At 59.9% G+C, this 20559-nt stretch carries 14 protein-coding genes, 1 pseudogene and 1 other annotated feature; of the genes and pseudogenes, 11 read left to right on the top strand and 4 right to left on the bottom strand.

Translation table 11 applies throughout. The features are described from left to right. The first annotated feature begins 582 nt into the window (after nt 1–582). Nucleotides 583–1155: a hypothetical protein gene (locus J9314_RS03165; protein ID WP_210604491.1), complete on the top strand. Its 573-nt coding sequence runs from the start codon at nt 583–585 to the stop codon at nt 1153–1155. Nucleotides 1156–1161: 6 nt separating this feature from the next. Here the strand turns inward: J9314_RS03165 and J9314_RS03160 are convergent, their stop codons facing one another. From J9314_RS03160 to J9314_RS03145, 4 genes are read right to left on the bottom strand one after another with little or no spacing between them, the layout of a single operon-like run. Further along, nucleotides 1162–1818 (bottom strand): aspartate/glutamate racemase family protein, encoded by a 657-nt coding sequence (locus J9314_RS03160; RefSeq protein ID WP_210604489.1) that lies wholly within the window; start codon nt 1816–1818, stop codon nt 1162–1164. Between the two features lie 47 nt (nt 1819–1865). Beyond that, a complete protein-coding gene (locus J9314_RS03155) occupies nt 1866–3182 on the bottom strand; it encodes a four-carbon acid sugar kinase family protein (protein WP_210604487.1) in 1317 nt (438 codons plus the stop codon). Beyond that, nucleotides 3179–4441, bottom strand: coding sequence for a RuBisCO large subunit C-terminal-like domain-containing protein (locus J9314_RS03150; protein ID WP_210604485.1), 1263 nt, complete (start codon nt 4439–4441; stop codon nt 3179–3181). Before J9314_RS03150 ends, J9314_RS03155 begins: the two co-directional genes overlap by 4 nt. Next, nucleotides 4438–5799, bottom strand: a complete 1362-nt coding sequence (locus tag J9314_RS03145) for an MFS transporter (protein ID WP_210604481.1) — start codon at nt 5797–5799, stop codon at nt 4438–4440. The genes J9314_RS03150 and J9314_RS03145 overlap by 4 nt, the downstream gene beginning before the upstream one ends. A 283-nt stretch (nt 5800–6082) precedes the next feature. Here J9314_RS03145 and J9314_RS03140 point away from each other — a divergent pair, with 283 nt between their 5' ends. The 10 genes and pseudogenes from J9314_RS03140 to J9314_RS19420 all read left to right on the top strand — a co-directional run bounded on the left by J9314_RS03140 (nt 6083) and on the right by J9314_RS19420 (nt 20068). Beyond that, the gene (locus J9314_RS03140) at nt 6083–6970 is read left to right on the top strand and encodes a sugar-binding transcriptional regulator (RefSeq protein ID WP_210605499.1); all 888 of its coding nucleotides are present in this window, start codon (nt 6083–6085) and stop codon (nt 6968–6970) included. Nucleotides 6971–7449: 479 nt separating this feature from the next. After that, entirely contained in the window at nt 7450–8652 is a 1203-nt protein-coding gene (locus tag J9314_RS03135; RefSeq protein ID WP_246490581.1) for a YbfB/YjiJ family MFS transporter, read from the top strand. A gap of 102 nt (nt 8653–8754) precedes the next feature. After that, nucleotides 8755–10743 (top strand): oxidoreductase, encoded by a 1989-nt coding sequence (locus J9314_RS03130; RefSeq protein WP_210604480.1) that lies wholly within the window; start codon nt 8755–8757, stop codon nt 10741–10743. Next, nucleotides 10743–11393 (top strand): TetR/AcrR family transcriptional regulator, encoded by a 651-nt coding sequence (locus tag J9314_RS03125; RefSeq protein ID WP_210604478.1) that lies wholly within the window; start codon nt 10743–10745, stop codon nt 11391–11393. The genes J9314_RS03130 and J9314_RS03125 overlap by 1 nt, the downstream gene beginning before the upstream one ends. Nucleotides 11394–11658: 265 nt before the next feature. Continuing rightward, nucleotides 11659–13416: a sodium:solute symporter family protein gene (locus J9314_RS03120; protein ID WP_210604477.1), complete on the top strand. Its 1758-nt coding sequence runs from the start codon at nt 11659–11661 to the stop codon at nt 13414–13416. 200 nt (nt 13417–13616) lie between these two features. Further along, entirely contained in the window at nt 13617–14570 is a 954-nt protein-coding gene (locus J9314_RS19370; protein WP_343207042.1) for a YceI family protein, read from the top strand. 113 nt (nt 14571–14683) lie between these two features. Then, nucleotides 14684–15613, top strand: coding sequence for an LCP family protein (locus J9314_RS03110; protein WP_210604475.1), 930 nt, complete (start codon nt 14684–14686; stop codon nt 15611–15613). A 565-nt stretch (nt 15614–16178) separates the two neighbouring features. Continuing rightward, on the top strand, nt 16179–17258 hold the full coding sequence (locus J9314_RS03105; RefSeq protein WP_210604473.1) for a hypothetical protein: 1080 nt from the start codon (nt 16179–16181) through the stop codon (nt 17256–17258). Nucleotides 17259–17399: 141 nt separating this feature from the next. Continuing rightward, nucleotides 17400–18680, top strand: a complete 1281-nt coding sequence (locus tag J9314_RS03100) for a polysaccharide pyruvyl transferase family protein (protein WP_210604470.1) — start codon at nt 17400–17402, stop codon at nt 18678–18680. Between the two features lie 151 nt (nt 18681–18831). Beyond that, nucleotides 18832–20068: pseudogene (locus J9314_RS19420) on the top strand (IS3 family transposase). Further along, nucleotides 19110–19238, top strand: a sequence feature (AL1L pseudoknot). Its footprint overlaps the pseudogene before it by 129 nt. Nucleotides 20069–20559: the final 491 nt, after the last annotated feature.

The following is a 20559-nucleotide window of genomic DNA, read 5'->3' as shown; positions in this document are numbered from 1 at the left end:
AGGCTCTCGAGAACGGCCGGCTCGAGCTCGACCGACAGCACTTGTCCCCCGGAGGTCAGGGAAGTCGAGTGGTTTTCACCGACCTGCGGCCCGATGCCTAGCCAGTCAGCGCCCGCGTGGCTGTCGAGGAACCGCGTGGTCGCGGCCACCTGCACCATAAGGCTGCAGGTCTGGTTGATGGTCTCAAAGAGCGCCCCAGTCAGGGACGGACGATGTGCCTCTCGAATGTCGACTTGTCCACTACGACGAAAGTCGCCCCCGCCGGTTTCCGAGCGCAGATGATGTCCTTGTGGTGCCGCGCGCCGGTTGCACTTTCAGGAATCAACGCCCAGCTCGTCCACCTGTGCGTGTCGGGGACGGTGGCTGGTCACTTCCTCGGCGCGGGCCTCGCGGTCAGCTCCCACAGGCGGCTTGATGATATTTGGTGGAGAATGGTCACGCCGCCGCATGATCGGGATCAAGTAGTCGCCTACTCCCGTACTGAGTCCAAAACAGATCTCAACCCGAGTCAACGACGCCAGAGCCCGGGCCGAAAGGAATAGCGCCAACCCCCACAAGCAAATCGTCGAGGATGTCGACCGCATGCGCGGCCATGTCCGCTCCGTGTTTCGGATCAAAAGTGCCCAGCGGGATGCCGATGGTGACCGTCGACCCCGTGGCATCGACGAGTTTCTCCAGCCGCTTGAGGTCATCAGGGGTGACGGCGCTCTCTTCGTCATGTCTCGGTTTCTCCCCTTTCGACGTCCAGAACGTCCGCCGGTCGAGGGCATTGCCGCCGAACCGCAGCGCCGGAGAACCGAGCGACTTCAGTTGCTCGTCGATGTTGGACTTCGCCGGATCGAGTCGGGGGTCGATACTGTCGGAGGTGAGCCCTTGCTGGTTTCATCTCTCGAGGCTTTGATCCGCGCGGCAGAGCCGATCGTGGATTTGGAGATGACCTGCTCGACAACAATGGGAGTCGGGCTCGGCGCGTTAGTTATGTCCGAGCCCGTGGTATCTCCGGTGCGGCATCCGCTGAGCAAAAGGACCGCGATGGCACCCATCGTCGTACAGGACCTCAACGTGCGCACTCGTCGTCTCCTCAAGCACGTGGTTGCAACGCATCATACTGTATTCGATATCCGAGTTCGCCGTCACCACGACCACCATTGTTGAGGTTGTTCAGATCTCCGCCGGCAACAGCGACTCTGCCAGTCGCTGTACTCCACGTTCAGGACTGGTCAGAACGGGAACGTCCACGGAGACGGCCGATGCGGCCGATGCCATTGACGCTTGTGCAAGAACAATCACATCGGCGTTGCTCGCCTGCTTGACGATCTCCTCGCCAACCAACCGATCGTGAGTCGTCTTGTCACCACTGGCTACCGCGTCGAACGCACCGTCGACCAGCGCCTCGACGATCTCCACCTCCCGCGCAGACGCGGAAGCTCTTTCGTTGAGCAGAGCTACTGTGGGAGCGAGCGTGGTGGGCAACGTCGCGACGACAACTGCTCGCGAGGCAGTTGCAACCGCATCATCCGCCATAGTCTCGTCGACGCGTAGCACCTCGATGGCGGCCTCTGCCGCTACCTCGGTGGCAAACCCGGAAATGGACGAGCATGTGAACATCACCGACTGTGCTCCGGCAGCCTTCGCCGTTGCCGCTAAGTGGGTGAGGCGCGTCCGGATATCTTCCGGTGCGGATCCACTGCGCAGGTCACTCACGATCGTGCTGTCCAGCAAGTGCTGAATTGAGGCCTCTGGGAGGTATTCGGCGGCGAGACGCTCGAACTCGGGAATGACTACTGCACCGGTGTGGATAAACGCTAAGCGGGTCATCGCACTGCTCTTTTCCGTTGATCGGTTTCAGCTTATTCGGAGGTTGCTTACCATGCTTCGTTGAGACCACCACCATGCTTGATGTCCTCAAACAGGCCCGTGTGCCCCATCTGTCCTCCTTTGAGGACGACCTCCACCCGCCCGCGCGGGCCTTCGCCCTCACAGAGGACCACGTTGCCCCAAGGCGCGGCTGTCAGCTTCAACATTCCGATGCGAAGTGACCGTAGAATTGCACCGCAAGTGTCTCCGCCACACAGAATGACACGCGTTTTCGGTCGTCGCTCAAGGCACATCCTGCCAGCTGTTGCGAGTCCCTCGACGATTTCGGTCTCCACTATGTTGGGCCCTTCAGGATCCGTCGTCTGCAAGATCGTATTATGGCCGGCTGTGTGCTGAGCCACCGCCTCGGCAATCGCGTGCCGACTACGCAGATCAAAGCAACGCCATCCTTGTGCCACTGCGGCTTCTATCTGCGCCCATGTTTGAGGCGAGCGACTTCCGCTGAGTACTAGACAGGGACCGTCAGCAGTTCCTGCGCTTCCCGGCAGCGATGAGGCTTCACCTTCCATCGCCCGTCCGATCCCAAAACTGATACCGCCCGCGCCAAGCACGAAGCGTGGATCAGTACTGCGGACTCCTGCAATGATCGATCGTCCAATAATCTCAAGATGCTCCTCGGTGAAGGCGTCGCAGATGACGATCCCCGCTTCATCATCAGATATAGCGCGATTCACCTGACTCGGATCCCCTGTCGACGCAGCCGAATCAAGTATTGGCCAGCTCAATGTCGAGATAGCCAGGTCTGTCTGTGCTCCCAGATGAACCGCCAGTTCGGATTCCGCCATCGGAGTGACGGGATGACTACTCATCGTCGGCTGGCGATCGAGCCTGAATACCTGCCCATTCTCGGCGGCGAAGTGGTGGCCGAAGAAAGTGAAACGACCAAAGGCGGGCTGTGCGAACACCGCAGCTATCGGTTGCGGTCCGAACTGCTCGATCGCCAACTCGCAGACCCGCCCCAGACTTCCGCGTTCGGGCGAAGAGTCAACCGTCGAGCACGCCTTATACTGAATAACTCGTGCACCTGTGGCTGCAAGCAGTGCAAAGGCTTTTCTCACTTCTCCGTCCAGTGCACTCGTCGTGAGGGATCTGGCTACTCCTGCGATCCCGATGACGTCAGGCATCTGCCGCGTGTCGCCGATGCCCAGGCAGCTTAGTGCGCCGCCGGGTTCCTGCGATCTGTCTGCCCGAGCGGACTCCTCGTGGAAACCCGTGCTCAATACTCCGGTCAGGCCCGCGCGACGGTACTGCAACATGCTGTCAACGGCTCCGGTGAAATCATCGGCGTAAAAGGCGATCGTCATGATGCCATCGTTGCCGTAGGACGAAATTTGGTCAGCGCTGCGGCGAGCTCGGGGACCTCAGCCGCTCTCACCTTAAGATCGACTCCCTCGAGCGCAGCATCCCAGGCAGCCCGCATTGCACGAACTCCGGCTGCGGACCCACCCGGGTGACCGTGGATTCCTCCTCCGGCAAGGACGAGCAGCTCGTCTGCACCCACCCGCGCATAGGTCTCGTGTGCCAGGTCGGGAGTCTGGCCCGAAGAGAGAACAGGCACCGCTCCATAACCGCCCAACAGCGGAGTACGCACCGCATTGATTGCGGCGAGGATTTCTTCATCGCTGCCGTAGAACTTATTACGAAGGCCGTTTGTGTGGATATGGTCAGCCCCACTTAGACGTGCCAGTTTTTGGAACACACAGAAGTCGATACCCACTTGTGGCGAGCGCGCATAAGCACCGATCATGGCCCTGTGCCCGTGTATCGGCAGGTCGCAGCGCTCACGCAGGTAGGACAGGCTCGAATAGCCGACTGCATTGACGGTCACCATGACGCAGGTGCCGCCGTGGGTACGTACTAGATCATGATTGGCGACCATCCGCTCAACGTCGTCGGTGATGTTGAATGCATACATCGGCCTGTGCCCAGTCTCATCAGCAACACGGTCAAGCGCCCCAGTGACGACTCGCACACGTTCTGCGAACGGAAAGTACTCCGGGTTGCCCTGCAGCTCGTCATCTTTGATGAAATCGATGCCGGCGCGGGCCAATTCGGTGACGAGTTCGCCGAGGGCATCGGGCCCGAGCCCGATACTCGGCTTCACAATGGTTCCGAGCAATGGTCCACTTTCCGTGGTCATCCTCTCGAGTGTGCCCTCCCACCCGAATTGCGGACCAGGATAGCGCCGCGCGAAATCACATGGCAGGTCGAGATCAACGAGGCGGATCGCTCCGGCTTTGGTGATTTCAAAGAGATTGCCTGCCACTGCCGCCATAAGATTCGGAATCGACGCACCGAAATTCTCGAGTGGGAAGTCAATGGCCACGCGGGCACGCTTCGCCTGTGCCCAGTCGCCCGTGGCGCCCGGCAACGGGCTATGTCCGCTCAGCTCAATCTCCTCGATTTTGACCACTTCAGCGGAGTGCCTGCTGCGCAATTCAGCAGTCTCTCGAGCCAAGGCGACGAAGGTTCCGCTGGATTGCTCGCCTGCAATCTCCGCAGCTAATTGGCCGATGTCTTCAGTAGTTTCAATCTCATAGACAGCTTGTACCACGCTTTTCATACTTGGGGACTCCTATTCCGATCCGAGTGGGCAGGTGTAGTTGACTCGGTCGCCGATGCGGCGGCCACGGGGATCTGTGAGTTCTTGGCGACAGGGTCGCGGTAGAGGACGATCATCACGGCCGCGACCACAAAGCAGGCAGCGAAGATGAGGAGACCCCCGTTGGAGCTTCCCGTAAGGTCAGAGAAGTATCCGAGGACGTAGGGCCCGACGAATCCACCGAGGTTGCCAACGGAGTTGATGAGGGCGAGCGCGCCCGCTGCACCCAGCCCGGTGACGAGTCCCGCCGGCAGATTCCAGAAGACCGGCGTGGCCGATCGCTGACCCGCTGCAGCAACCCCGATACCCAACAGCGCGATCCACGGATTCGAGACGAATACGGAGATGACCAGGGCCACTGCGGCAATCATCAGTGGAACAGCCGCATGCCAGCGACGCTCGTTGGCTCTGTCAGAACTCGTGGACACGAAGATGAGCGCGCCGATCGCCATCATCCAGGGCAGAGCCGACAAAGCTGAAGCACCGAAATCGCTGATTCCCTCGAATTTCGACTGAATGATCTGCGGCAGCCAGAACGTGATGCCCCAGAAGCCGACGACCATCATGAAGTAGAGGACGCATAGGTACCAAACTCTGGCATTACTCAGTGCCGACTTCAGCGTGCTGGCACCGAGCTTCTCCTTCTCTTGAGCTTCCGCGGCAAGCGTCGAAACCAACCAGGTCCTCTCCTGAGGGGTCAGCCACTTGGCTTTCTCAGGACGTTCGGGCAGAAGGAACAAGACAAGTAGACCGAGCACCACAGCGGGAATACCGGCGACGATGAAGATCCACCGCCAACCGGCGAGTCCAAGGAACTGGTCGAGGTTTAGTACGGCCCCCAGCCCCACAGCGCCAAAAGCCAAAGACAGCAACACGAGGATTTCAAGGCTGGCGATGGCCTTGCCACGCATCTTCGACGGGAACCAGTTGGTGAAGATCAAGAGGATTCCAGGGTAGGCACCGGCCTCGGCTACGCCCAGCAGGATACGCATGACGTAGAAACTCATCTCTCCCTGCACCAAACATGTGAGCACTGAGATGACGCCCCAGCTGGTCATGATCCTTGCCATCCATACCCGAGCGCCGACTTTATGGAGCAAGATGTTGCTCGGCAACTCGCAAACTGCGTACCCGATGAAGAACAGCCCCGCCCCGAGTCCGAAGGCGGCTGCGCTGATGTCCAGGTCTGCCCGCATCTGCAAAGCGGCAACGCTGACGGCGGTGCGATCGAGATAGTTGAAGAAATAGCCAATGATGAGCAGCAGGGCCACTCGATTGATGAGTTTGCCGGTGAGGCCCTTCGGCATCAGATCCGTCATGATGATCATCCTTGATCTCTCGGAACAATTGTCCAGAACCCAACCATCAGGCTGGGTAAATATTCACATGATCATATCTACCACTTCTTCAATATTGGGGTCAAGGCTCTTGAGGACACCGGTGCTAGTCTGAGGACACAGTCCCCCCTTTGATCACTCGTCGACTCCAGCAATCAGAGAGGATTCCGCCGTGCCCCGAGGATCTTCATCGTTCAAGCATCTCAATGGCAATGACCGAGTTCGCCTCTGGGTGAAGACTGCGCGCTTGTACTACGAAGAGCGAATGGGGCAGCCCGAGATTGCCGAACGTCTCAATCTCTCCCAGTCTCAGATTTCCCGACTGCTCAAGGAAGCACAAGAGAATGGAGTCGTCCGCACTCTCGTCGTGACCCCGGTCGGTCTCTATTCCGATCTTGAAGAGAAGGTCAGACGCCGGTTCGGCCTCAAAGACGTGGTGATCGCCGACTCCGCTGAGGACTCATTCCACGCTGCAACCTCAGCCATCGGGACTGCGGCTGCCACCTATCTCGAAGAGACACTCGGCCCGGACGAGCTCGTGGGCATATCTTCACGGTCGTCCGCACTGCAGGCAACTGTCGACGCGATGTCGCCGCTGAAGGCTGGAATGGTCCGAACGGTCGTGCAGTCGCTTGGTGCCATCGGCGATTCGACGATGAGAACACAGGCCAGCGGACTGACAGCGGCCCTTGCCCAGCTGGCCGGCGCCCGTCCTGTATTCCTGGCCACCCCGGGAGTGGTCACGGACCAAGTAGTGCGCGACGGCCTGCTGGCCGATGAGCAGATCGCCGCGGCCGCAGCCGAATGGAAGTCGCTGACGACCTTGCTCACCGGTATCGGCTCGATGCGTGGGCCCCGCCCTACAGGTGGGAGCGCGCTCATTGATTCCGACTTCGGGAATCTGGAATCCTCCGGCGCCATCGGCGACGTCTGCTTGAACTTCTTCACCGTCAGCGGCCAATCGGCGACCGGTCAGATGCGCGAGCGGATCATCGGCATCACTGAGGACGAGCTGCGGGGAGTCCCGCGCCGCATCGCAGTGGCCGGAGGACCAGACAAGAGCGACGCAATCGCGGCCGCATGTCGTGGAGAGTGGATCAACATCCTAATCACCGACAGGTACACCGCCGAGCGCTTACGGGCGAACGCATAGCTGTAGTGGATCGTCCGAGCAGGTAGTCGCTCAAACAACTGTGCAGCGTTTCTGCACTCGACGCTAGCCGCCCCTCTGGCCCTCCGATGACGCCGGATTGCAGGCTCTCTCGGGGCCTCGTTTGCAGATCACCATCGTCACGAAGGTGTGGCCATCGCTCGTCGGACTCGGCTCCGGACTCTGTTCCGCAATAGGCGATGAGCCGTCCGATTCGAACTATGAGCACCCTCGACAGAACGAGGGCAAGCGCCACGACACCGCCCTGGATACTCCTTCTGAGGTTCACTTCAATAGCTCTGCCCTGCCCCCGCAGAATCAACAACTTCCACAGCGGGCACAGAAATGCCCCGCAGACCACGCCACCTTCAGCCCCAACTCGAGGTCGCCTCCCGTCCGCACCCCGTCCCACCGAGGCGCCCGCCCCGGACTCATGACATTGTAGGGGTGGAGACGACGCCACCTGACAGAGAGGCAACACCGTGCCCGATCGCACCACCGGTTCCCCTGTCACCCCCATCCGCGGGGCCCTGGGCCTGTCGGTGGCGATGGGCATGGGCCGGTTCTTCTACACCCCGGCGCTGCCCCTCATGGTCGCGGCCCTCCACTGGGGCTCGACACCCGGGGCGTGGATCGCGACCCTGAACTATGTCGGCTACTTCATCGGCACCCTCGTCATCGCCCAGGGCTGGGTCGAACCCAACCGCTTCGTCTACCGCCTCAGCCTCATCGTCTCCACCCTCGGCCTGGCCGCGGTGGCACTGACCCCGAACCTCATCTGGCAGGGCAGCATCCGCACCATCGCCGGGATCGCCTCGGGGCTGATCTTCGTGTGCGTGACCCAACGGATCCCCGCGAACTCCTCCAAACCCCGCGACGGCGGCCTCTCCTACGGCGGGGTGGGCTTCGGCATCCTCGTCTCCGGAGCCATCGTGCTCATCGCCGGCAACATCGCCGACTGGCGTCAGCTGTGGCTCATCTGCGCGGCCGTGTCCGCCATCTTCTCCGTCATCGCCTGGACCTGGCCGATCCCGACTCGGATCCCACCACACACCACCACCGAGGCGGCCCACCCGACCGAATCAGCCGACCCGACCGACACCGACCGCTCCCCCGCCGAGGTGGCCACCCCCTTTGACGCCAACCGCCGCCGAGCCATGACCATCCTGTCGACCGGCTACTTCTTCCAAGGCGGCGGCTACATCATCATCGGCACCTACCTCGTCGTCCTCGCCGGTCCTGTCTTCGGGGCCACCGCGGCCGCCTCGACGTGGCTCATCGCCGGGATCGCCACGGCGGCCTCTCCCCTGACCTGGTCGGCGGTCGCTGCCCGCATCGGCACGGTCAAGGCACTCACCGCCTGTTACTGCCTGCAGGTCTTGGGTGCCCTGCTCGCCGTCTTCGGCTCCTCCCCGATCGTGCTGTTCATCGCCGCTGCGCTCTTCGGCTTCACCTTCATCGGGGCGGTGATGATGACGATCGGCGTCGGCACGCAGATGGGAGTGGCGAATGCCTCGGCGAAGCTGACGTCCTGGTACAGCATCGGTCAGATCGTCGGCCCCGCCCTCGTGGCCGCAGCGCTGAGTCACAACATCGCTGCGGCCTTCATCGCCTCGGCGATCGCTTTGGCCATCGCCATGGCCCTGACTCTCATCGGCGTCCTCACCGCGAACATCGACCGCTGACTGACGCCGAGGAGGCGCTCCCCCGGAACCATTGCAATCGCAGCCTGACAATATTATTATCGTCGTAATATTAAGCCGTCTCAATGATGAGGAGTGGTGTTGATGTCCTCGCTGTTCCCGAACCTTTTCAGCCCGATCGATCTGGGTCCGCTGCGTCTGCGGAACCGCATCGTGTCCTCCGGTCACGACACGATGCTCGCCGATGACGGTTTCATCGGATCCGAGCTCGTCGCTTATCACGAACGCCGGGCGGCCGGCGGGGCGGGACTGATCGTCCTGCAGGTCTCCGGGGTGCACGAAACCGCTCGCTACACCAGTCATGTGCTTATGGCGACAGACCCGGAATCCGCGAAGGGGTACCGAGCTGTGGCGGACGCAGTGCACGGGCACGGGTGCGGAATCGTCGCTCAGCTGTTCCATCCCGGCCGCGAGGTCATGGATGGGGAACAAGGAATGGCACCCCAGGCGGTAGCCCCCAGCGACCGACCCCAGGAACGCTTCCACGTGGTCCCCCAGACGCTGACGACACAGGTCATCGAAGAGATCGTCGACGGCTACGGTCATTCCGCCGAGCTCATCTGCGAAGCCGGCATCGACGGAGTAGAAGTCGTCGCCAGCCACGGCTATCTGCCGATCCAATTCATCAACCCGTCAGTGAATACGAGAACCGACAAGTACGGAGGTTCCCCGGAGAACCGGATGCGCTTCCTCCTCGAGTCGATCGCCAGTGCCCGCCGCGGTGCGGGAGACGGCAAGGTCGTCGGTCTGCGCATCTCGGGCGACGAACTCACCAGCAACGGCATGAATGACACCGAAGTCCTCGAGATCATCAAGGCCGTCGAGGACCAGGGAATGGTCGACTACATCTCGGTCACCGGCGGAGACTCATCGACACTGCAGGGAGCCCAGCACATCGTCCCCTCGATGCAGTACGAACCGGCCTACCTCGGACGACTGTCTGAGCAGGTGAAGAAGTTCACCGACCGCCCGGTGATGGTCGCCGGTCGCATCAATCAGCCGCATGAAGCGGAGAAGGCGATCGCCGAAGGCCAGACAGACCTCTGCATCATGACCCGCGCCATGATCTGCGACCCCGAGATCGCGAGCAAAGCCCAGCGAGATGCCGTCGACGAGATCCGTGCCTGCATCGGCTGCAATCAAGCCTGCATCGGCCATTTCCAACAGGGCGTGGGCATCAGCTGCATTCAGTACCCGGAATCGGGCAGAGAACTCACCTTCCTCCCCCGCCCGACTATCAGAGAGGCTTCACGCCTCCTCGTCGTCGGTGGCGGACCTGCCGGCCTGAAGGCTGCAGCAGTAGCGGCGGAGGCCGGCGCAGAGGTCACACTCCTCGAGCGCGACAAGGCACTCGGCGGGCAGGTTCTCCTGGCGGAGAAGCTGCCGCACCGGTCGGAGTTCGGGGGCGCGGCAACGAACCTGACTGCGGAAGCGGTGAGGGCAGGGGTCGACCTCCGCACGGGAACCGAATTCTCGTCGACGCATCTCGACGAGCTGCGCCCCGACCGCGTGGTCTTCGCGACGGGCTCGGCGGATCGTGACCCGGACTTTGAGATCGTCGACTCTCCCCTGGTCCTCACCTCGAGGCAGTATCTGGCCGACGAACCGGAACTTCCGCAAGGCGGTGTTCTCATCGCTGATTGGAGAGGTGACTGGGCAGGCTTGGGTGTGGCGATCATGCTCGCGCGCAAGCGACCTGTCACGCTGGCCACCTCGGCGAATTTCCCTGGTGCTGGGATCCAGCAGTACACGAGGACTGCGCTCATGCCCGAACTCATTCGGTCAAAGGTCACCTTCATCAATGACGTGCGCCTCGCGGGAGTCGATGAGGACACGGTCTACCTGCAGTCAACGCTGTGCGATGAAGTCATCCAAGTGGAGGACATCGCCACGACGATTGTCAACCACGCACCACGCGCAGAGACCCCGCGGGTCGACCTCGGCGGGATTCCCTCTGTGCGCATCGGCGACTGCAAAGCCCCGCGCACCGTCGAAGAGGCCGTCTACGAGGGCCTGACCGCTGCCAATGACTTCATCCTCGGCACCGGCCACCGAGCCCGGGCGAGCGCCTGATGAGTGCTCGCACAGGGCGCCCCTCCCTGTCACAGGAGGAGATCGCCGACCGCAGGGGAACAGTGATCACGGCGACGCTGAGGCTGATCAGCGAGCGCGGCACATCGGGGATCCGCCTCAAGGACGTCGCAAGGGCCGCGAGCATCTCGGTCGGGACCATCCAGTACTACTTCGACTCGCGCGAAGACCTCATTCTCAGCGCCTACCAACAGCATTCGCAGAACGTCATCGCTTTGGTCAGAGCATCGTTCCGCGAAGGGACAGACCCGTGGACCAGCCTGGCTCAGACCTTCCACGACTTCTTCCATGTCGCCGACTTCTCCGACCGGACGCGCCTGTGGATCGAGTTCGTGGCGGCGGCAACCAGAGACGACGAGCTGCGGGGCCTGCTCGATGAGGTCTTCCTCGCGTGGAAACAGGTCATCCGACGCATCGTCGAAGCAGGGATCGCCGATGGAAGCTTCGTCCCCCCGCTGGATGCGGAGATCGCCATCGATGCCCTGCTGGCACAGCTTGACGGCTTCGAAATCGCACACGCAACGGGGGCGACCGGCACGAACGTCGAACGCATCGAGTCGGTTCTGCAGCGAACCGCGCGCGTCCTCTTAGGTGCTCCACAAGACCCGATCGACCGCCTCGGCGACGGCTGACCAGCCCGCCACAAGCAGACGCGCACGCGCACACTCAAACGCACCACCACTTGCCACCTCAAACATCGACTGATTGATCCAAGGGAGGAACATCTGATGTGGGGATCTATAGCAGTTTCCGTCGTGTACGCCGTCGTACCGACCTGCTGTGTACTGATCGGGTTCGGTCTCATCCGTCGAGACTACAAACCCACTGAGCACACTGCGACGAACGACCAGCCGAATGGCCTGCTGTCTCGCCCAAACGAGAAGGGAGGCAACTGAAATGTTCGCAGCTGCCATCTTCGGAAGCTTCGTCCTCTACCTCGTCATCGGGGCCGTCGTCGGCCGTAAGGTGAAGGACAAGTCTGACTACTACGTCGCGGGCCGCGCGGCCCCGACCTTCCTCGTCGCCGGCACACTCGTCGCATCATTCCTCTCCACCGTCTCGTTCATGGGTGAGCTCGGCTTCTCCTACGACGGGTACCCCGTGGTCATGCTGCTGCTGACAGCATTCAACATCTCCGGCTACGTCTTGGGAGTCATGCTCTTCGGCCGCTATCTGCGGCGCTCCTCGGCTTTGACCGTGCCTGAGTACTTCGGCAAACGCTTCAACTCACCGGGCCTCCAAGCTCTGGCCGGAGTCATGGTCGTCGTCGGCATCGGCCTCTACCTCGTCGCGGTGACCCAGGGATTGGTCCTCGTCGTCGGACAGCTCATCGACATCCCGCAATGGCTGCTCTTGGTCATCGTCTGGGCCTCGTACACGATCTTCACGTTCATGTCGGGCTCCCAAGGAGTCCTCGTCAACGACACGATCATGTTCGTCGTCTTCAGTGTTGCGGCGATCTTGGGCATGGGGTGGATCATCGGCGCGGCCGGTGGACCGGTGACCGCGATGCAGAAGATGGCGGAGCTGACGAGCAAACCCGATGGCATCTCGTGGCACGGACTGACCGGCGCGGACAACTATCTCGGCACGCCGGCTCAGGCTGTCATCTACGCGGTGACCTTCGGCATCGTGTGGTGCACCGTGGTCGCTGTGAGCCCGTGGCAGTCGAGCCGATTCCTCATGGCGAAGAACGAACATGTCGCCATCCGGTCGGCGCTCTTCGCGACCGCAGCGCTGGCGGTGACCTACCTCTTCCTCACCTTCGGTGGGTTCTCCATTAACCTGTTCAACGACGGGATCGCTCCCAGCGAGATTGCCTTCATCTGGGCCGGGCAGAACATCCTGCCGTCGTTGTTGGGCGTCATCGCCGTCACCGGGATCGTGGCAGCGGGACTGTCATCGGCGGCGTCCTTCTTGTCTCTCATCGGATTCTCTGCAGCCAATGACGTCATGCCCTACTTGACCGGCAAGCGAGTCAGAGAACCCGAACTCGCAACGAGCAAGGCAACGACCGCGACCGCTTCAGCCGGCACAGCGGTCGCCTCAGCCGGACCGTCCACCCCGGAGACAGCCATCGCGACCGCGGCAGATGGGCCATCCAACGATTCAACCGACACCTCGGGTGACAATGACATCCACGGCCTCCGGGTCGCTCGGTGGACGATGGTGATCGCCGGTCTGATCGTGCTCGTGATCACCTGGGTCGCGCCACCGGCGGTCCTGACGATCGGCTATTTCGCGGCAACTCTGTTCGCCGCGTCGTGGGGTCCGATCGCGTTCTGGAGCGTACGGTCGACAAAGCTCTCTGCACGCGGTGCCGCGGTGGGCATGATCGCCGGATTCGCCGTCGTCGCGATCTTCGAGTCGCTGTCAGAGTTCGCCGGGATCGAACTTCCGGACCTGCTCAATCCCACGATTCTCGGATTCGTAGCGTCCATCGGCGGTACTCTGCTGGGCAACATCGGAACGCGGCCATCGGGCCTGGGCAATGCATTCCGAGAACGACTCATGGTGATTCCGGCCGAAGACCGCGATCCGGCCAAATATCGGCGCACCCGAACGTGGGTCATCGGAACGGTCATCGTTCTCATCCTCTGCGGACTCGCCATGCTGTTGCTCTATGCAGTTCCCTACGCCATGGCTATCAGCTGATCACCGCGACCATCGACCCCTGACCGCCCGCACCCCGAAACACCCCAACCCTCACCATCCCACACCCCGAAACACCCCTCGGTGAGGTGGCACACAGACGCCCGCGCGTGTAAGACTACGTAGGCGATTGCCGTTTCACCGATCACACGAGAACGACAGCCTCCCCATACGGAGTGCGGAGGAACCGAAGGAGCTACCCCATGTCAGCAGCACCCGGGATCACCGGTCATTGGGACATCGATCCCGCCCACTCCCGACTGGGCTTCTCCACTCGCCACGCGATGATCTCGCGTGTGCGCGGAGCATTCAACGACGTCACCGGTTCGGCTCAGATCGCCGATAACCTCTCGGACTCGACCGCCACGGTCGTCATCAAGACCGCGAGCGTCGACACCCGCAGCGAGGACCGGGACAATCACCTGCGTTCGGCGGACTTCTTCGATGTGGAGACCTACCCGGAGATCCGGTTCGTCTCCTCGGCCATCGACGAGGTGGACGAGAACTCCTTCATCGTCACCGGCGAGCTGACGATCCGTGACATGACGAAGACCGTCTCGGTTCCGCTGGAGCTCATCGGCATCGAGTCCGATCCCTTCGGCAACCTGCGCGCCGGCCTCGAGGGCAGCCGCCGCATCGACCGCAAGGACTGGGGCGTGACCTGGAATACGAAGCTCGACTCCGGCGGCGTGCTCGTCAGCGACAAGATCACGCTGGAGTTCGAACTCTCCCTGATCAAAGAACCCGCCGAGGCGGCCCCCGCCGATTCCGCGGACGACGCAGTCGCATCCCAGGAATCCGAAACCACCGAGGCTGAGGCCCCCGCCAGCGCATCGACGGCCGAGGATCAGAACCGCGCCGAGGCGCCGACCCCCGTCACGGAAGCACCGGAACCGGTCGAGGCTCCCGCTGCACCGTCGGAGCCCCGCACCGAGGCAACCCCGGCTCCTACATCGGAGCCCACCACCGAGCCTGCCCCTGCGCCGACCCCGGGACCCGTCACCGAGGCGGCTCCCGCCCGCGAAGAGTTCCCGCCGGCTCCCCCGGTGAAGCCCGTCGAGAAGCCGGTCGAACAGGCACAAGTTGCAGAGTCGGCCAAGGAAACGTGGCCACAGTCGTCCGGCAAGCCGCTGGGCAAACTCTTCGGCCTCCGCTGAGCTAAACAAGCCTCCACAGCAATCCTCACCGCGGGTGGGATCGGTATACGATCCCACCCGCGGTTAATATTGTGAACATCACCGTCTGACCAGACAGAGGAAGTGGAACTGCCATGGCCAAGCTGACAAAGATGGTCTCCGCCATCGGGTCTCTCAAAGACCTCAACTCCGCCCGGGCCGAGTTCGACGATGCCTCGAAGACGATTCCTGCCGAGGCGGCCTTCCCTCCCGAGGGCATCCGCCCTACCGCCAGCGACGCTCGCACCCTCCTGCTGCGGGTGAAGAACAACGGTCTCCTCGCCGAGGCGGCCCCGCAGTCCCGTACGAACAGTCAGGGCGACACCTTCGCCGTCCTGCATGTTCCCGCCACCGGTGACTTCGCTGCGGTTCTCGTATTCAACCCGTCGACTCTCATCGAGTCGGGTCAGACGTTCGGTGCAATTGCCGATGAAGGTGGTTGGCCGGTCATCGTCGCCATGGCCGAAGAGTTCCTCGGCATCCGCATCGACCACATCGCCGAACTCGAAGCAAAGGCACTGGGCCGGGTCATCGACCAGCTCGGCGGTCTCCCGGTCTACAGTCGCACAGCATTCAGCGCGACCGGAATCGACTTTGACGAAGGCACGAACAACCTCGACGGAGCAGCAACACAGGTCTTCACTGCCGCCGACCCTGTTGATGATGCCGGCCAAACCCGCACCCGCAACCAGCGCGCAGTCCTCCGAGCTCTCGTTCAGGCGCTCAAGACAGGCGGTCTAGTCAAGGACCCGAACAAGGGTGCGGCAGTGCTCGGACACTTCGCCGCGGGCATTCGGCACAATCCTGAGCTGACTACGCTCGAGCTCGGCAAGATCGGCAATGGTCTCCGCGCCCTGCAGTCGGATGACATCGCCGTGGTAACTGTGCCCACTAACTCGCGCCGCGAAGAAGACGGCGCCGTGAAGGTTGACTTCGATCCCGAGGCTGTACCTGCTCTGAAGAACGCCTTGCACAGCCAAGATTTACCGGCATTCTTCCGATACATAGTGTCATTGGGGTATTGATCATTCACAACATTGAACTCGTGCAACATCTATGCAATTGGCGTCAAGACAGAGCAAACCGCAGTCACTGTGCAGCCCACAGACAGCATCCAGGGGCTCAGCCTGCACCGGCGGTCTCAATCTCCCCAGTAGACATAAGCCAAGCTTTAGTCGCATGCCCACTCTCATCTGATGCATTCGGTGACATCGCGCAGAGAGCGGCGAAAAGACGCTCGCCCACAATTTGCACCAGCAAGCAGGCCGCTCATCCTCGTCGCCCCAACCTAGATCACCAGATTTCGCCATCCTCGGTCTACTCTCAAACCACGAACAGAGCCCGGGAAACCGCGAACGCAGAATTCTGAGTACCGCGATCGTACGATCGTGAGCACGACATTGAAAAACCGAGCGTATAGTACACCTCGCTAGCCCTTCAGGTGCACCGAGGCGATCAGCAACCAGAACTAAATCCCTGGTAACCGCCGGCATAAACGAACAGCCCACAGGAAAAGGCCAAATCCGAATCTTCCGATATAGCGCAAACTGGCGTAGTCCGACGCATCGCCCGAACAGGTATCATAAGGACATGGTTCACATTGCGACACCCAAACTAGAAGACCTTGGCGACGACGTACGCATCGTTGTAGATATCGCAGGCACCAAGCCGGCAGGGAAGCTGCGCTTCCGCCTGCCAAAGACGCACGAGCCCTCTGTGCAGGCCGTCAGCGACTCGTTATTTCCGATCGGGCTGTTACTAGCCATGTCGAGTGGAACTCCCCTAGTTATGGAGACGGCCGTATCTCCAAAATTGATGCAAAACAGTGAAACCATCCAAGATATATACTTATCCTGGTACCCAGAAACATTTAAACGAGCGGCGCTGTATGTAGAGCCCCGAAGTGCCGTACATTCACCGGAAGTCGCTAGCGGAACAGTCTCAACATTCACCGCAGGAGTCGACTCCCTGTACACGCTTCATACCAACTACGATGAAATAGACACCTTGCTATTCGTACACGGGTTCGACGTAAGCGTGAACAACAAAACGTTCAGAAGTCTAATGTCCAGCCATCTATCAGCCGCCAGCGTTACTGCACAAAAAGCTTTGGTCGAGGGGGTCACGACCGTTCGACGATTCTTAAACCCCTACCTTTCCTGGGGAAAACATTCGCACGCAGCGGCCGTAGCAAGCATGGCGATTCTACTCAGCAAAAGATGCGGACGATTGCGCCTGCCCGCAAGTTACTCATACGCTGACCTATTCCCCTGGGGAAGTCACCCACTTACAGACCCGCTTTGGTCAACAGAATACTTTTCAGTGATTCACGACGGTGCTGGAACCTCCCGCACCGAAAAAACAAGAGCCATCGCGCATGACACCATCGCACAAAAACACATGCGAGTATGCTATCAACGCACTGGGGACTACAATTGCGGGCGATGCAAGAAATGCACACGCACAATGATTGCACTCGAACTGGAAGGGGTTATTGATCAGTTCGAAACATTTCCAAATGGTCTCGACATCTCGCGTATTCACACATTCAAAGTTAAGTCGAAAGGCGACTACGCGTTTTCTATGGAGAATCTCGAACTCGCAAAGTCTGTCGGGCGAAGAGATATCGTTGACGAGCTCGAGAAAACCTTCGAAGGCTACACGCACTAGCGATTAGAGCAAAACTAGGCGAGAGCCAAATGCGAACACAATACGACCAAAAACCATAAAGAGGCGCGATAAATGAACCGCATACTAGTACGCTCGACCCCCTCTCCAGCGGAGCACATAACCCCGAGACAAGCTTGGGAAATGAACGCGTTCCACAACAATACAGGGAATGTAGCTTTCCCTTATGGGATTTTCCGAAACCTAAGCGGCGAGCAAACTCAGGTAGAATCCGATTGGTACGGTGCACGCCTTCCAGATGCCGACGCGGTCAACGAAAACTATTCCATGTACATACTCCCCATGGCTAACGACATGGGAGCGCATTTTGCTGGCGAAATGCGCAGGTTAACCTCATTCATTAAACAATTAGAAATACCGGTCGTGGTCATAGGTATCGGTGGAGCATTCTCGATAGACGAGAAATTTGATAGCTCATTTACGTTCGATCGGACAGTTAAAGACTTCATAAAAGCCGTACTCGACCGATCTGCTTCTGTAGGATTACGTGGTGAAATATCGGGACGCTACCTTAAGCATTTGGGATTTCAGGAAGGGAGACACTTTGAAGTGATCGGAGATCCAACTCTGTACGACTTAGGACCCGAATTGTCGATACGAGACGTACCGGATCTCACTGATGCGAAAATCACCTACAACATGACACCCAAGGCACCGCAGTCGGCCCTGCAGTTCCTCACAAAGATTGCAGCGACATACACAAGCTCAGTCTACATACCACAGGACATCGGTGAATTCTGCAAATACTACTATGGCACTATAGACCCAAATGCCAACATGGCACGCGAGACAGTTCCGAACTTCCCGAAGACATTAACCGACACGCCCTACGCGACCGGACGAATCAAGTTCTTCTTTGACTTCATATCCTGGGTCAACTACATGGCTGAACAGGACTTTTCCATTGGAACTAGAATTCATGGAAACATTATCCCCACCTATGCGGGAATCCCGAGCCTGACTCTTGCATACGGTTCGCGTCTAAAGGAACTCGCGGAATATCACAATCTTCCGCATCTCGATGCTTCAGCCATCAACCCGGACGCAGACCTCAGTGATCTGGTCTCGAAGTTCGATTTTAATAGCCCCAAAAATGTACATGAGAGCAATTTTGAGCATTTTACGTCGTTTCTCGATAAAAACGGATTAAAGCATCATTATAAAGACACGGAGCGCTCTCACCTACCCTTCGATAATGCTACTAATGGAATTAAGCAACAGAACCTCATCCCAATCACAGCCGTTACGGATCCCGATCAGATTCAAGCGAGGGTCGCTGAAGGCTTTGAAATCCTACAGCATAAAATCGTTAGCCAGAAGACTCGCCTAGATCGTCTTAAGAACGAAGTAATTGAACGCCGTGCTGAGATGAAGTCAGTTCAGTCTATCGTTAAAACGTGGTAGTCAGATGTATTAATCGCCATTGGCAGATCTTTTTCACGTTGTACGGAAGCGCTATTTGGTAGCACCTGTGTAACGAAGTCGTGTGTAACCTCGCTATGATTCGCCCCGGGAATAATGGAGACAGTGAAGCCACGGAAAGGACTTCCCTGTCATGCCCCAAAAGAAATACCCGCTCGAGCTTCGTGAGAGAGCAGTCCGCATGGTCCTCGACGCACTCGAAGCTGACCCGGGTGCCCGCCGCGGCATCTTCCGCCGTATCGGCGACCAGCTCGGTGTCAACCCCGAAACGCTGCGGTCGTGGGTCAACCAGGACCAGGTCGATGCCGGCGACCGGCCCGGCACCACCACCGCTGATGCCCAGCGGATCAAGGACCTCGAGAAAGAGAACCGGGAACTGCGCCGGGCTAACCAGATCCTGAAGTCGGCGTCGGCTTTCTTCGCGGCGGAGCTCGACCGCCCCTCGAAGTAATCGTCGCCTTCATCGACGAGCATAAGGACGAATTCGGAGTCGAGCCGATCTGTTCCACGCTGCGTGCTGCCGGCGTGAAGATCGCTCCGAGTACCTACTATGCCCGCAAACAGCGGCCAGCCTCGAATAGGCAGAAACGTGACGAGATCCTGAAAGAGGAGATCAGCAGGGTGCATACGAACAACTACGATGCGTTCGGAGCCCGGAAGATGCACATCGTCCTCAACCGCGAACCCGACCCGTTAGGGCGCGGGCATGTAGCCCGATGCACGATCGAACGCCTGATGAAAGACCTCGGATTACACGGGATCAAGAGGGCCAAAGCACCGAACACCACACGGTCAGCACCGCGGGAGAACTGTCCAGCCGATCTCGTCGATCGCCACTTCGCGGCTTTCGCCCCTGACCGGCTGTGGGTTGCCGACATAACTTATGTGCACACGTTCACCGGGTGGGTCTACGTCGCGTTCGTCACCGACGTGTTCAACCGCGAGATCGTCGGCTGGCAAGTCTCGAGATCGCTGCATACCGAGTTGGCTCTTGATGCTCTGCAGATGGGGATCTATCAGCGGAAACGTGCAGGTGGCGACCTATCCGGGCTGGTGCACCACTCAGATCGCGCGGGGTCCAGTATCGGGCGATTCGCTATGGCGAGGCCCTGGCCGAACAAGACGCCGTCGCCTCTGTCGGGTCGAAAGGCGACTCGTACGATAACGCCCTTGCCGAAGCCTTAAATTCACTCTATAAGGCCGAGCTGATCCGGAACAAGGGTCCGTGGAAAGGTATTGATGATGTCGAGATCTCCACGGCGGAGTGGGTGCACTGGTTCAACACGTACCGGCCTCACGGAGCACTCGGTGGTGCGACTCCCGCTGCGTTCCGAGCAGACTATTTCAACGCGCTGCCACGGGCTGCCTAGCTCGTGCACAAGCTGACGATTTCCAAGTAGAAAACTCTCCATCAAACCCGGGGCTTGACACTACATCGTGGACACTGAATCTCACCACTTCAGGGACAACCAGTCTCAGAGCTTTTTGTTCCACGTCCGCTACCGAATACCGCTTCCCTACACACGTTGCGGTTTACCACTTGCCTTCAACAAGGCGGTGCTAGACCCGTTAACTTGCACACGCCTTAGCTGCATACAAGCGAGGTGACTGTGATCGTTCAACACTTCCCTGTGCGCTTTGATTCTGAGTAGAGGGCAGTATCTTCGCCTGGCATTCAGCGTACCGAACGCCGCTTCCGAACAGCGCGTAGCGCTTGTTAGAACCGACAGTTCACAACGGAGGTTGTACCGGGCTCCTGCACCACTTCGTTCCACGCGTGCTACCGAGTACCGCTTCCCTGCATTCGCACAGTGATTCCGCAACCGGTGCGACTACATCATCCGCACCCTCCTCCACACTG

The sequence above is a fragment of the Brevibacterium oceani genome, from assembly GCF_017948325.1.
Classification (GTDB): domain Bacteria; phylum Actinomycetota; class Actinomycetes; order Actinomycetales; family Brevibacteriaceae; genus Brevibacterium; species Brevibacterium oceani.
The sequence above is the reverse complement of the archived record's forward strand: the minus strand, read 5'-3'. Positions and strand labels throughout refer to the sequence as shown.